The sequence below is a fragment of the Staphylococcus sp. FW104-15G4D genome (assembly GCF_058790135.1).
Map to the genome: position 1 here is coordinate 279,504 of NZ_JBYTCH010000002.1, position 14,440 is coordinate 293,943.

Here is a 14,440-nt window from a genome sequence, read left to right on the forward strand (position 1 = left end):
CGAGTTGTGTATTATTGTCGATTGACCTGCTCACTGAAGCCCGTCTATCATTCCTAGCATTTTAAACTCACTTACAATAAAAATAATCACTAGTATATCTTCCCTCTAGATGTACTAGCTTTTTAAACTTTTAAATTCAAAATTTTATTACAGACATCCTTTTATCTGCGTAATTAAATACATATTGTCTAAAATATTATAGTTTTCCCAAATTACTATAAAACTTTAACAAAAAGTTTCTTAAAAATCTTTTCAATTTATCTATATCATGTAAAATAAAATTAAACAGGGGTAATTTCAAACTTCCCGTAAGAATCAGAGGAGGCAGAGATGGAAGAAAGAATAGGTTTAATAGACATTGGCTCAAATACGATTCGACTCGTTATTTTTGGTTTCACTACAGAAACAGGACTAAATGAAATCCTCAACATTAAGACACCTGCACGTCTTAGTCAATATTTAACAGAAGACACAAAAATGAACGATGAAGGTATTGAAGTGTTAAAAGAAGCGCTTCGTAGTTTCAAGAAAGTTGCTGACAAGTTTGATGTTCAAGAATTACATCCTATTGCGACAGCAGCAATACGTCAATCGCAAAATAGAGATGACATCATTAAGCAAATCAAAAAAGATTTGAATATTAAAATTCAAATTGTGCCTGAAGAAGATGAAGCTTTCTATGGATACTATGCCATTTCACATACGACAGATATTGAAAATGGTATTTCTGTAGATATTGGTGGCGGATCTACAGAAGTGACGCTCTTCAAAGACAAGAAACTTAAAGAGGCACATAGTTTTCCATTTGGAGTAGTAACATTAAAACGTCAATTCTTTGGCGACAAAGACCATAACGATAAACCAGCCATTAAAAGTATGGAAAAGTTTTTATCCGAACAGTTTAATCAACTTGATTGGTTAAAAGATCAAGAAATTGCACTCGTTGGTGTAGGTGGCTCTGCACGTAACGTTGCGCGAATACATCAATCAGAACATTCCTACCCTATTGGTGGCGTTCATAACTATACCATGTCACTTAAAGACATCGATGAAGTATATGATATCATCCGTAAAAGCTCACGAGATGATTTAACTAACCTTGATGGCCTAAGTCGAGATCGCGTAGATATTATCCTACCTGCCGTCTCAGTGTTTAAAACACTTTTCAAGAAAATTGATGCTACACAATTCACTTTCTCAAGAAACGGTATTCGTGAAGGCTATGTTATGAACTTGATACGTCAACGTCACCCTAATGAATTTAAAAGAGATAACGTACGTCAAGATGCATTAAGACATCTTGCGAATGAGTATAACATTGAAGAAGATAGTGCGAATCGTCGATTAAAATTAGCTCAATCTTTACTGGATCAACTATTAAAACACGGTAATTTGAAAGTTTCAGCTCAAGAAAAAGCTTTATTCGTCGAAGGTGCTTACATTTATTACCTTGGTAGCTTTATAGATTCAGATTCAAGTTCACCACATACTTATTACTTAATTGCGAATTCTATGATTAATGGATTTTCTCATAAAGACCGTGTGAAGCTAGCATTACTTGCAAGTTTTAAAAATAAATCATTACTTAAGTTCTATGTTAAAGAAACAGAATGGTTTAGTGGTAAGGAAGTTGATACCATTCAGGCTTTAGGTGGCATCATTAAATTTGTGAATGCGTTAAATATTTCACATACCAGCTTTGTAGAAGAAGTTAAACTTAAAGAGAAAAAGGACGATAAATATGAACTCTATGTTTACTACAAAGGAGAGCCTATTGCAGAAGAGTATCAAGCCAATAGACAGAAGAAACATATCGAAAAGATTTTAAAGGGGAAAGTTTCAATCATCTTTACAAAATCTTAAAATTCATATGATATTTTTAGACTACACAACTATAAAGACTAAATAATGAGGTGTATTGAGAGTTATGCAAACTCAATTGGGAGAAAAGGATATTAATTTACCACAGTACTATAATAACAGGGAGTTAAGTTGGTTAGATTTTAACTATAGAGTCTTACAGGAAGCTTATGATAAGAATAATCCATTACTCGAAATGCTTAATTTTGTATCTATTTTCAGTTCAAATTTAGATGAATTTTTCATGGTTCGTGTCGCTGGTTTAAAAGACCAAGTGAAAATGGGTTATGACAAACCTGAAAATAAAGCTCAAATGACGCCTCAAGAACAACTTGATGCGATTAAGATAAAGAATACAGAGTATGTACATATGCAATATCAACGCTACAACGAACTTATTGAAGAGTTACGTAATTATGATATTGAAATGGTTAAACCTGATTGTTTATCAGAAACGCTCATAGAGAAACTTGAAAAAGAATTCAAAATGCGTATTCTACCTACTCTGACGCCACTAGGTATTGACGCGTATCACCCATTTCCAAAATTAAATAACAAAAGTTTAAATATTTTTGTAGATATCGATACTGAAGATGCTATTAATTCTGCAATTGTACAAATTCCATCTTTAATTCCTCGCTTTTTAACACTTAACGAAGGTAATAAACAATATGTTGTAATGGTTGAAGATGTCATTACATACTTTATCAACTACCTATTTACAGGATATGAGGTTTTAAATACATTTACTTTTAGAATTACCAGAAATGCTGATTTAACGATTCATGAAGACGGTGCTGAAGACTTACTGATTGAAATTGAACGCTTTTTAAAAGAACGTAAAAGTGGTTCAGCCGTGCGTTTAGAAGTCGATGGACGTACAGCTCAAAGAGAGAATATCGAATGGCTTAATGAACAATTAGAAGTAGAAGAAAATGACGTATACTTCTTAAATGGTCCCTTAGATTTAACATTTTTATTCGGCTTAGTTGACCATCTTTCAAATAAACTTAAATATCTTACTTATGAGAAATACACGCCACAAGTACCTAGATCATTAGGGAACAATAATATTTATAAATTAGCTTTAGAAAGAGATATTTTCTTCCATCATCCTTATGAATCATTTGAGCCTATCGTCGATTTTATTCGTGAAGCAGCTGACGATCCAAATACCATTGCGATTAAACAGACGCTTTACCGTGTGAGTAAAGACTCGCCAATCATCAATAGTCTGAAAGAAGCCGCTGAAAATGGTAAGCAAGTTACAGTGCTTGTGGAACTAAAAGCTCGTTTCGATGAAGAGAATAACGTTCATTGGGCACGTATGCTTGAAGATGCAGGTTGTCACGTGATTTATGGTATGACACACCTTAAGACACACAGTAAAATCGCGCTAGTAGTTAAACGTATTGGTGGCGAATTAACATCATTTGTACACCTTGGTACAGGTAACTATAATGACAAAACAGCCAAACTTTATACAGATATGGGAATCATCACTACAAATCAAGAAATTGCAGAGGATGCGATTAACTTCTTTAATTATTTAAGTGGTTACTCTATCAAACCTGAATATAATAAACTGATTGTAGCGCCATTTGATATTCGTGATGTCTTTATCGATCGCATAGATAAAGAAATCAGTAATCACTTAGAATATGGAAACGGTAAGATTATGATGAAGATGAATTCTCTTACCGATAAAGCTATTATTGAAAAGCTCTTTGAAGCCTCTCAAGCTGGTGTTAAAATTCAGCTTATTATAAGAGGTATCTGTTGTCTCAAACCTGGTGTTCCTGGAATTAGCGAAAATATTGAAGTAGTAAGTATTGTTGGACGTTTACTTGAACACTCTCGTATTTACTACTTCCATAATAATGGCGACGAACGTATTTACTTATCTTCAGCAGATGTTATGACACGTAACATGATTAAACGTGTTGAAATCTTGTTCCCTGTTGAAAATAAAACCATTGGTAAGCGTTTAGTCGATTACATGAACTTACAACTTTCAGATAATGAAAAAGGACGTTACCAAGATGAAAATGGTGTATATCACTATGTTAAAAACAACTTGTCACCATTAAATTCACAAGTATACTTAATGCAAAAAGCAATCAAATATGGACAAGAGCTCAAGAAACAAACTGCACAACCAACAGGTCAACCCGTTCGTTCAAAACGCGGTGGTAGTTGGATGAGTAGATTGAAAGAATCGTTTAGAAGATAAAATCTTAAACTTTACTTATAGTAACAAGTCTTTCTGCTTGATATGAAGCAACCCCTCACTATACGAAATAGTGAGGGGTTTTTTTATCCACTTTAACCCTTACAATTTTGGATTTACTTCACATTCTATATTACTTCTCAGGGTGCTCATACCAATGTTTCAGAAACTCATATAACACTTCGCTATACTGCTCTAATTCACGTTTCTCAACCTTTTCATCAACACTATGTGCCTCTTCCAGACTACCTGGACCATATAATATAGTTGGAATATCGAAATGCGCAATCCAACCACCATCTGTTACGGTCGTACTCATGCCATGTCTTAACGCACTGCCATGCACATGTTGATGCGCATCTTCTAGTTGTTTAAATCCAAGATGTTCTATTGGCACTGTAAAACTTGGGAAGATTTCTCCCTTGTCTTCAATCATAGATGCTCCACCCCACTCAAACTCAAGTGGATTCTCTCTCATCCAAACATCCGCTTCAGCCACGCGATTTAAGTAATCTTCAATTTCTTCAACAACATCTTCATATCGCTCATTAGGTAAATAATGTACGGTAATCCATAATCGGCATTCATTTGCAATAAAAGCTGGATGACGACCGCCTTCTATCACTGCTGGATTAATGGTATTCGCACCTGGTGGCATGCCTGGACTCTTTTTCATCACTGCCCAATGAGATTCAAGTTCATTTAATGCTTGAATGACCTTTGTCATCTTTTCAATCGCACTTGCACCAAATAAACCACCGCCCGCATGAATCATCTGGCTACGGGCGCCATCATGTATCGTATTTTTACTTTTAACAATAATCCAACCTGTGATAACGCCACCTTGTCCTAAAGCTTGATTTTCACTCGTATCTAATACTAAGGCTAAATCCCCTCTAGGACCTATCTCACATGCACGTTTTGTACCTGCTTCTCCAACTTCTTCACCTACAACTGATTGTACGATAATGTCACCTTTAGGACGATGTCCTTCTTGATTTAACCTTTCCAAAACATAAAATAAGGATGACATGCCACCTTTCATATCACTGACACCTCGGCCGTATAACCATCCGTCCACTTCTGTTAACTTGAATGGAGGATATTGCCAATATTGATCATCATCTACAGACGCGACATCAACATGGCCATTTAATATTAACTTGGGTGCTTCAGGGTCTTCCCCCTTTAAAGTGGCCACAATGATACTATCATTGTCATAAAGGTGTTCTCGCTGAATAGAGAAACCTAAATCTCTTAATAATAATTCAATTTCATTTTGTAATGGGTCTGTATTTCTTCCTGGAGGACTCTCCGTGTTAAATTCAACAAGCATGTTTAAAATCTCGAATTGACGTTGATTCATTTGATATCCCTTCCTTTATGTAAATTAAAAGTATCAAATAGTTTACAATTCAAGTTTAACATTCTATAAGTGCTTGTCATCTTAATAATATGCTCTTTAATACTTCTATACAGGTCTGACTGTCACTTCATTAACATTTACATGGCTTGGTTGCGTTAACGCATATACAACTGCATCGGCGATGTCGCGTGTATCTAACTTTTTACGTCCGCCAAAGTCATTACCTTCAGTCATTGGTGTTTCAACCATGCCTGGTGATACACTTGTCACTTTTACACCGGTACGTGCGAGTTCTTTTTCAAGGGCTTGTGTAATAGTATGGATTGCTGTTTTAGTGGCGCTGTATACAGCATTTGTCTTCGTAACTTCAAATCCAGAAATAGAAGCAATATTTATAATATGCCCACATGATTGATTTAATAAATGTGGTAATGCTGCTTGTAATACATAAAGCGTCCCTTTTAAATTCACATCAATCATTGTGTCCCATTGTTCAACGTCATAATCTGTGATTTTAGATGATAAACTTTGTCCAGCACTATTAACAACGATGTCGACTTTACCATAGTGTCCTTTAACGACTTGTAGCATTTGGTCAACACTGTCTTTTTGAGTGACATCTATAGGGATGACTTTTGTCTCAGTTTCAAGTTGTTGTGCCACGGTTTGTAGTTTTTCTTCATTTCTTCCAGCAAGCGCAATGTTAACCCCGTGTTGGCTTAGCGCTTTGGCTATAGCTTCTCCAATCCCACTACCTGCTCCTGTAATTACTGCTACTTTATTCTTTAACTCTGACATATCTTTAGTCTCCTTTTTGGAAAATGAATTTCAATATAAGTTATATCTATCTTAACGTTTTTCAATACTCTATAAAATTGTAGTGATTGCAAAAATTAAAAAATGTTATAATTTCAGTGTGGGTACTTAATAATTAATATAAAGTAGTGATATATAATTATGAGTATATACTAGAAGGAGGTAGTGAGAGAGATGTCTTATCATGATCGCGTTCTAAAGTTAAGAGAAGAAAAGCACCGTACTGCATTTGAATTTCCTTTCGAAGATTTATTTACTAAAGAAGAATGGTTAAATATGTCTATAAAAGAACGTCAAAAAGAGGAAAAAGCTTTTAGACATGAAGTTGAGAAGATGGAAGACGTGAGATTACCATTTGCCAGTAGAGATGCAGCAAAGAATAAGTTATTTAATATCACTTATGAATATAATGGTATTAAAAAGAACTTTAAACAAAATGATAAAAAAGAAAACCCAAGAGGTCGTATTACTCAATAGATTAGTCCAGAATAATTCATTAGAAGATGAATATAGTTTGGTCATCGCGCTTTCCTTGGAGACAGTCTCAACCTTGCTATGCAAGTTTTCAACTCGTCTTATCCCCACAGGAGTCGGATGACCTTATTTTTCGTTCACCCTTCAAAAAATATTAAATACTTAAAGTGTAATTTTCGGATTTTAATTTTTTATTTATTAAATAATTAATAAGTTGAATAAACATAGTGAAGACCACATCTTACTGGGGCGTAGGATGTGGTCTTCTAACACATTATTCTAGATTTTAGGGGTATATAGAGTGTTTGTTGCTCTCAATTACTCTTTGAGAGCAAGTTCATTTCATCATTTTCGGGAGTTATCAATAGCGTTATTGGTTTGGTTAACTTGTAACAAGGGATTTACGTTCTAGACTATAATAATATAATCTCTCGGCATCAATATAAGGGATTGAGTCAATTGTTAAATATCCATCTTTAAGATCACCTATAAGACCTTGATTTACGCCAGTGTGTACATAAATTTCGTAACTACTTACATCAGAGTTAATTAAATTCTCAATTACATTTCTCATAGTCAATCACTCCATAATTTATTACTTACTCCTTACAATTCATATACTACACCTTTTCATGTAAAATAAAAGTATTTTGTGATACTTTTCACAAAATCATCACTTCTTATTTTTTATGTAAATTCTCGATAATATTTAAGCATCAACATAATTTATAATAACCTTGTGATAGTTCTTTAAAAAGTTTTAGGTAATATATCTATTCTGTTTCTTGTAAAAACGCTATTCTTGTAGTATAACTATTTTATTATACAAAAATATAGTGAGTAATATTTTTGTTTTGGGGGAGTTTAAAATTAGTAAGTTAATTTCAATTGTTGTTCCTGTTTATAATAAGGAACCTTTTATTGAGAGATGTGTACAATCTTTAGTGGATTTAGAAATGGACCATTCATTAATTGAAGCTATATTTGTAGATGATGTTTCTTCGGATAGATCTTATGAAATTCTTCAGTACTATGATGATAAGTACGATTTTATAAAATGTATTCAATTAGAACAAAACTCTGGAAGTCCAGCTGAACCTCGTAATGTAGGTATCGAGGTGGCAAATGGTGAATACATTGCTTTATTGGATGCTGACGATTGGTTAGATAAAAAGGGCTTTCCGAAATTAGTATTTCAAATGTCTGAACATCATTCAGATATTGGCTTTGGACAAAGCTTTAGGCATAAAGATAAAAATGTTTCTAAAATGGCTCGTTTCGCTTCATATAAGGAAGCCAATGGTTTAATTCCATATGAAATCAATGAAATTTTTCGTGCTGTGGGTCCACCAGGTAAAATCTTTAAGCGTTCAACAGTAATAGATAATCAAATAAAATTTCAACATATGAAATTTGGTGAAGATAAATTATTCTTTGCGGAATTAATTAGTAAGTGTACAAGTGCATCAATGACAACTGAAGCTACCTATCACGTTAATCGCTTTACAGATAATGTCTCATTAGTTAAATCTACTGATGTTATTGAAAAATCAAAAATCAATTTAGAAGTTTTACGTCAAATTGTTAATTTAGATATTCCTAAAATAGCTATGGAAAGTATTTTGAGTCGTATAGTAGAAGTGGATTACATGCAACGCTTCTTAGTGACTAAAACATTTTTAAAATCTGATAATAAAGAATTCTTTTTCAATCAATTTTCTAAAGTAGAATCCATTATTAAAGAAACTGGATACAATGTGGAAGACTTACTTACTATAGATGAGTATAAAAATGTTTATAGTCTTTTTCACTCAGATAAAGAAGCTATGCAAGAATACATTTATTACAAAATTTTTGATTCTAACAAACAAAAGTTTATTAAAAATACAAGTGTTTATTTAAAATATCCTGATAAATATAACCATTTAATACCTCTACAAGAAGCGTGTATGCCTGTGTATAAAGGTACAGAGATGATAGATGATACATTTTATGAGGTAATTGAATTATTTACTAAACCAAGTGTAGAAATCAATAACGTAGAATTAATTAAAATTCGAGACGAAAGATTTTCTAAATCTGTGAATTATGAACATAAAGATAACTTCATATATATTAAAACTGATGATTTAATCTTTGATGAATTTGATTTTAATATTGCTATTAAATTTAATCTTTACAAAACAGCACTTGTATTCGCTACTTATCCTAATTTCAATGATGATGTTAGTCTAAACCGTCAAAACTTTAAGTTAGAATTTATAAATAAACAATTTAAAATTGAGGATGTCCCAACAAATAAACTAAATGATACTAAGTATTTAAGCGAAAAACCCAATTTTATAATTACTAAAAAAACTATTAAAAGTTATATTGATGCAGATTTTAAAGAAGAATTTAATACTATTAAAAAAGGTAGTTTAATTCCCATATCAGATATGAGTCAATCATCTAAGGGAACAATGAGATTAATTACTAAAGATAAGCGATTCATTACTGCTAATGTAAATTTTGTTAAACCTACTGAATTGAAAAAGAAAGATGGCTACGTTTCTACTATTCCTAAAAGAATTAGAGTATTGAAGAAGTGTAAACTTTACACTGACGTTACTTTCAAAAACGAACCAATTCAAACGATGCAACCTAAAGATGAATTAAATATTATCGATATCGATTATACAAATAATTTTACTCCAAGATTAAAAACCGTTGATGGTTATTACATTACTGCTAATGTTAAGTTTGTAGAGGTATTACATTAATACATTAAGAAGGCACACAGAAATAAAATTTCTGTGTGCCTTTTCATATTAATCAATATTAAGTTTTTTGATGAATTGCTTAAGTTCATCTTTCATACTTTCGTCTTTTAGTGCGTATTCGATAGTAGTTTTTACGAACCCTAACTTTTCACCAACATCGTAGCGGTTACCGATAAAGTCATATGCAAATACTTGATGTTCACTATTCATTCGTTCGATAGCATCAGTGAGTTGAATTTCATTACCTGCACCTTTTTTCTGTGTTTTTAAATAATCAAAGATCTCTGGAGTTAGGACATAACGTCCCATAATTGCTAAATTAGAAGGTGCTGTACCTTGTTCAGGTTTCTCAACAAACTTTTGAACTTCGTAACGACGTTCTTTTTTAGATAAAGGATCAATAATACCGTAGCGATGCGTTTCTGACTCTGGCACCTCTTGAACACCTATAACTGAATTACCAGTTTCTTCATATACTTCCATTAATTGTTTAATAGCTGGTGTATCTGATTCAACAATATCATCACCTAGAAGCACAGCAAACGGTTCATCACCTATAAATTGACGAGCAGAATAAATTGCATGTCCTAAACCTTTTTGCTCTTTTTGTCGTACATAGAAAATATTAGCTAATTCAGTAGAATATTGAACTTTTTCTAATAATTCAGTTTTACCTTTATCTTCTAACACCATTTCAAGTTCTTTTTGATTATCGAAATGATCTTCAATTGCTCGTTTGTGTTTTCCAGTAACGATAATAATATCTTCGATGCCTGCGCGTGAGGCTTCTTCTACTATGTATTGTATCGTTGGTTTATCCAATATTGGTAACATTTCTTTAGGCATAGCTTTTGTAGCTGGTAAGAATCTCGTACCTAAGCCAGCTGCAGGTATAATTGCTTTCTTAATTTGTCTCAATATGTAAACCCCTTTATTTATATTGTTTATCGTATTCATTTTAAAGTGTATCATTATTTAAAATGCTTTCATAGTAGAGTTAATCCCTTCACCAATTTACTTAGTGAAGGGACTGTTATTCATATCGATAATCATTCGGTTATATTTAATTAAACAAATAAACTGATAAATAGTATGAAAATAATTCCAGAAACAGAGATGATTGTCTCTAGTAATGACCACGTTAAGAATGTTTCTTTAATCGTGAGACCAAAGTATTCTCTGAACATCCAGAAACCTGCATCATTGACGTGGGATAGGATAACACTTCCTGCACCAATTGCGAGCACAACTAATGCTACGTTCGTATCTGAATGATGTAATAAAGGTATTACAATTCCTGTTGTTGAGACCGCAGCAACTGTAGCTGATCCAAGCGCGATACGTAATACAGCTGCGACAATCCATGCGAGCAATATAGGTGACATGTTGGAACCTTCAAACATTTTAGCGATGGTGTCTCCAACGCCTCCATCAATTAACACTTGTTTAAATGTACCGCCACCGCCAATGATGAGTAACATCATACCTATAGGATAAATTGCATTTGTAACGGATTCCATAATATTCTCCATCTTACGTTGCCTCATTACACCCATGGAGAAAATCGCAAAGATAACCGCAATTAACATTGCTGTACCAGCTGTTCCTATAAGATAAATGATTTGTTCAAACCAGTTTGTTGGATCTTCATGACCTGTCACTAATTGCACAATTGTAGAAATTAACATTAAAATAACCGGTAATGTTGCTGTAAGTAAGCTAATACCAAAACTTGGCATTTCTTCCTCTTTGAATTCTTTTTGAGTACCTAATGAAGTAATATCCCCTTCGCGTCTATAAGCACTAGGAATTATTTTTTGAGCCATATGATTAAAGAATGGGCCTGCGATAAGTGTCACTGGAATTGCAATGATGATACCGTATAATAATACTTCACCAATATTAGCTTTAAGCTCTTTTGCTATCACGACAGGCCCCGGATGTGGTGGTAAGAAACCATGAGTTACTGATAATGCTGTAACCATTGGTAGTCCTAATTTTAAGATTGAAACATTTGCACGCTTAGCTACTGTAAATACTAGTGGTATTAATAGTACTAAACCAACTTCAAAGAATAATGCAATACCTACGATGAAAGCAGCGATGAGCATAGCCCACTGAACATGTTTCTGACCAAATTTAGCGATGAGCGTATCTGCAATTCGAGTAGCACCTCCACCATCAGCTAGTAGTTTACCTAAAATTGCTCCTAATCCGAAGATGAGCGCAATATGACCTAAGGTACTACCCATTCCATTTTCAATCGTTTCCATAATTTTATTTAAAGGCATTCCTAGTAATAGTGCCGTAATGATTGAAGTAATGATTAATGAAATAAATGTATTTAATTTCAAGAATATAATTAAAGTAAGTAAGATAACAATCCCGAGTACAACACTTATGAGTGGCCAAATTTCTCCAAACATAACATTCCCCTTCTTTCTCTTTTAAATGTCTGAGTTGCAACTTTATAGTTAATACTCTTAGTGCTTAATTGCTTATATGTTTACGTTGGAAGTTTGCTATTTCACTATAGCTTTCAGTTATAGAGCGACTTATATTAATAAAGATTTTAACAAGCTCTTGATAAATTGCTACAGTATCTTCATTTGGTTGATGAGCGTTCGTTGTTCCTACCATTTTTTCAATAATAGAGAAGTCATCAATTTCCCCTATTGCTTTCAGTCCTAGTACACATGCACCTAAGCATGAACTCTCATAACTTTCTGGCACGATAAGATTAGTATCAAAAATATCTGCCATCATTTGTCTCCAAATCTCACTTTTAGCGAAACCACCTGTCGCTTTAATTGTATTTGGTGTCTCATTCATAACTTCTATTAACGCAAGATATACAGTGTATAAATTGTAAAGTACACCTTCTAATGCTGCACGTATCATATGTTCCTTTTTATGAGAGAGCGTTAAACCAAAGAATGAACCTCTAGCGTCTGCATTCCATAGTGGGGCACGTTCACCAGCAAGATATGGATGAAAGATAAGACCTTCTGCACCTGGTTTTACTCGACTAGCAATTTGCGTTAACACATCGTAGGGATCAACACCTAAACGCTTAGCAGTTTCTACTTCGCTTGCAAGAATCTCATCACGTAACCATCGTAGAATCACTCCACCATTATTCACTGGACCACCAATGACGTAGTGTTCATCATCTAAAACATAACAAAATATACGACCTTTATAATCTGTACGTGGTTTATTTATAACTGTTCTAATGGCACCGGATGTACCGATAGTCACTGCAACTTCACCTTTTTTATAGCTATTAACACCTAAATTCGAAAGTACACCATCACTTGCTCCCACAACCACTGGAGTATTTTCATCAATATCCATGAGCTCGGCAAAACGTTTCTTCATGCCAGTTAAGATATGGGTTGTTGGTACAAGCTCTGGTAATTGGTCTCTACTAATACCTAGTAGTTTTAGCGCTTTTTCATCCCAGTCTAATTGTCCTAAGTTGAACATCCCAGTTGCTGACGCCATTGAATAATCGATGACATACTTACCAAATAATTGATAGAAAATGTAAGTCTTAATATCAGCAAATTTAGCTGTTTGATTATATATGGCAGGTTGTTCATGTTTCATCCAGAAAATCTTAGATAGTGGTGACATTGGATGTAACGGTGTACCTGTTCGCTGATAAATTTCAAAGCCATTATATTCATTTTCAATTAAATCAGCATAGCGACTTGAGCGATTGTCAGCCCAAGTAATATTCTCAGTTAAACGTTTATTTTGAGCGTCCATTGCCACTAAGCTGTGCATTTGAGCACTAAATGAAATTAACTTAATATCTTTCTTCGAAATACCAGATTCTCGAACGATGTACTTCACCGTCATTAACACTGCATCAAATAATTCATCTGGATTTTCTTCTGATACGTCTACATTGGGTGTATGTAAGTCATAACCAATATTATGTTTCATTATAAATTGACCATTTTCATCGTAAAGTACAGATTTAGTACTTGTAGTTCCGATATCAACGCCAATCATATATTTCATTATAGGGTCCCTCTCTTCCAAATCTTTACCGTAACCAAAAACTTTCTATATTTTTTCCAACGTCATCAAAGTTTAAGTGAAACGCTTCTCTTAATTTCTCAGCATCATAATGTTCAATTGCTTCTATAAATACTTGGTGGTTGCGATGAATTCTTTCAAAATCTTGTTTGTCTGTAGCCATTCGATGTCTCATAGATAGTAATATGAGCGACTCCATTACTGGCTTCAAGTGATTCCAAAATGTTTTAAGATATTGATGATTCGCAGCATAAATGATGACTTCATGAAATTCGAAATCATGTTTTGTAAATGCCTCTGCATCCTCAAACTGAACCGCCACTTTCATCATTTCTAATTGTTTCTTCATTTCTTTAGCTATCGCTTGTGTGTCATGACCTTTTAATCTTGAAAATGCGAAAGATTCAAGCATGAGACGTAAATCATACATTTCTCTTTTCTTTTGATCTCCAAAAGATAAAACTTGAGCTCCCATACGTTCAAGATGTATTAATTGGTCAGTTTGTAACAATTTGAAAGCATCTCTAACTGGAGAGCGACTAACATTAAATTGCTTGGCTATTTGATTCTCTGTTAATAATGTGTCAGCTAAGATTTCTCCGCTTACGATTCCTAAACGTATTTCAGCTGCAATAGACTCTCCGGTTGTTAAACCTTCCATCCACTTTTTAGGATAGCCATAAGTCATTGTCTCCACCCTCCAAACTTGAACATCTTAACTTGTATACAAGTATGGTAATATACACGTTTTTATTTTGCAAGCGCTTTCTTTAGTTGTTATTATTTTTCAAAATAAAAAACCTTAACGTAATATTACGTCAAGGTTAGTATCTGTTTTCTATTTAAGTTTTGGAAACTTCGACACAGAAATGTGTTTAAGAC

At 33.6% G+C, this 14,440-nt stretch carries 11 protein-coding genes; 4 read left to right on the plus strand and 7 right to left on the minus strand.

All coding sequences use genetic code 11. The features are described from left to right. Positions 1 to 330: 330 nt before the first annotated feature. Positions 331 to 1,863, plus strand: coding sequence for an exopolyphosphatase (gene ppx / locus AC3WQX_RS07770; protein WP_070597678.1), 1,533 nt, complete (start codon positions 331 to 333; stop codon positions 1,861 to 1,863). 64 nt (positions 1,864 to 1,927) lie between these two features. Beyond that, the gene (locus AC3WQX_RS07775; protein ID WP_049427925.1) at positions 1,928 to 4,093 is read left to right on the plus strand and encodes an RNA degradosome polyphosphate kinase; all 2,166 of its coding nucleotides are present in this window, start codon (positions 1,928 to 1,930) and stop codon (positions 4,091 to 4,093) included. 130 nt (positions 4,094 to 4,223) lie between these two features. Here AC3WQX_RS07775 and AC3WQX_RS07780 read toward each other — a convergent pair whose 3' ends face one another. Together AC3WQX_RS07780 and AC3WQX_RS07785 are read right to left on the minus strand one after the other, a co-directional pair. Beyond that, complete coding sequence (locus tag AC3WQX_RS07780; RefSeq protein WP_492740019.1) at positions 4,224 to 5,456, minus strand: acetylornithine deacetylase; 1,233 nt, start codon at positions 5,454 to 5,456, stop codon at positions 4,224 to 4,226. Positions 5,457 to 5,561: 105 nt separating this feature from the next. After that, on the minus strand, positions 5,562 to 6,254 hold the full coding sequence (locus tag AC3WQX_RS07785; protein WP_193626835.1) for an SDR family oxidoreductase: 693 nt from the start codon (positions 6,252 to 6,254) through the stop codon (positions 5,562 to 5,564). A gap of 192 nt (positions 6,255 to 6,446) precedes the next feature. On the opposite strand from AC3WQX_RS07785, the gene AC3WQX_RS07790 reads away from it, so the two are divergent. Further along, positions 6,447 to 6,749 (plus strand): DUF1413 domain-containing protein, encoded by a 303-nt coding sequence (locus tag AC3WQX_RS07790; RefSeq protein WP_049427919.1) that lies wholly within the window; start codon positions 6,447 to 6,449, stop codon positions 6,747 to 6,749. 379 nt (positions 6,750 to 7,128) lie between these two features. Here the strand turns inward: AC3WQX_RS07790 and AC3WQX_RS07795 are convergent, their stop codons facing one another. After that, on the minus strand, positions 7,129 to 7,320 hold the full coding sequence (locus AC3WQX_RS07795) for a hypothetical protein (RefSeq protein ID WP_002432938.1): 192 nt from the start codon (positions 7,318 to 7,320) through the stop codon (positions 7,129 to 7,131). 280 nt (positions 7,321 to 7,600) lie between these two features. Here AC3WQX_RS07795 and AC3WQX_RS07800 point away from each other — a divergent pair, with 280 nt between their 5' ends. Then, a complete protein-coding gene (locus AC3WQX_RS07800; RefSeq protein ID WP_227489902.1) occupies positions 7,601 to 9,508 on the plus strand; it encodes a glycosyltransferase family 2 protein in 1,908 nt (635 codons plus the stop codon). A 48-nt stretch (positions 9,509 to 9,556) separates the two neighbouring features. Here AC3WQX_RS07800 and galU read toward each other — a convergent pair whose 3' ends face one another. From galU to AC3WQX_RS07820, 4 genes are all read right to left on the minus strand, one after another. Next, on the minus strand, positions 9,557 to 10,426 hold the full coding sequence (galU, locus tag AC3WQX_RS07805; RefSeq protein ID WP_002469897.1) for a UTP--glucose-1-phosphate uridylyltransferase GalU: 870 nt from the start codon (positions 10,424 to 10,426) through the stop codon (positions 9,557 to 9,559). A gap of 149 nt (positions 10,427 to 10,575) precedes the next feature. Then, on the minus strand, positions 10,576 to 11,934 hold the full coding sequence (locus AC3WQX_RS07810) for a gluconate:H+ symporter (protein ID WP_029625751.1): 1,359 nt from the start codon (positions 11,932 to 11,934) through the stop codon (positions 10,576 to 10,578). Between the two features lie 64 nt (positions 11,935 to 11,998). Further along, complete coding sequence (gene gntK, locus AC3WQX_RS07815) at positions 11,999 to 13,540, minus strand: gluconokinase (RefSeq protein ID WP_049427912.1); 1,542 nt, start codon at positions 13,538 to 13,540, stop codon at positions 11,999 to 12,001. 25 nt (positions 13,541 to 13,565) lie between these two features. After that, positions 13,566 to 14,246 carry a GntR family transcriptional regulator gene (locus AC3WQX_RS07820; protein WP_049427910.1) on the minus strand — a complete coding sequence of 227 codons (681 nt, stop codon included), beginning with the start codon at positions 14,244 to 14,246 and terminating at the stop codon, positions 13,566 to 13,568. Positions 14,247 to 14,440: the final 194 nt, after the last annotated feature.

Coding starts and splice junctions, on each gene's coding strand:
- ppx (WP_070597678.1), top strand. CDS start 331: ATGGAAGAAAGAATAGGTTTAATAGACATTGGCTCAAATACGATTCGA.
- AC3WQX_RS07775 (WP_049427925.1), top strand. CDS start 1,928: ATGCAAACTCAATTGGGAGAAAAGGATATTAATTTACCACAGTACTAT.
- AC3WQX_RS07780 (WP_492740019.1), bottom strand. CDS start 5,456: ATGAATCAACGTCAATTCGAGATTTTAAACATGCTTGTTGAATTTAAC.
- AC3WQX_RS07785 (WP_193626835.1), bottom strand. CDS start 6,254: ATGTCAGAGTTAAAGAATAAAGTAGCAGTAATTACAGGAGCAGGTAGT.
- AC3WQX_RS07790 (WP_049427919.1), top strand. CDS start 6,447: ATGTCTTATCATGATCGCGTTCTAAAGTTAAGAGAAGAAAAGCACCGT.
- AC3WQX_RS07795 (WP_002432938.1), bottom strand. CDS start 7,320: ATGAGAAATGTAATTGAGAATTTAATTAACTCTGATGTAAGTAGTTAC.
- AC3WQX_RS07810 (WP_029625751.1), bottom strand. CDS start 11,934: ATGTTTGGAGAAATTTGGCCACTCATAAGTGTTGTACTCGGGATTGTT.
- gntK (WP_049427912.1), bottom strand. CDS start 13,540: ATGAAATATATGATTGGCGTTGATATCGGAACTACAAGTACTAAATCT.
- AC3WQX_RS07820 (WP_049427910.1), bottom strand. CDS start 14,246: ATGACTTATGGCTATCCTAAAAAGTGGATGGAAGGTTTAACAACCGGA.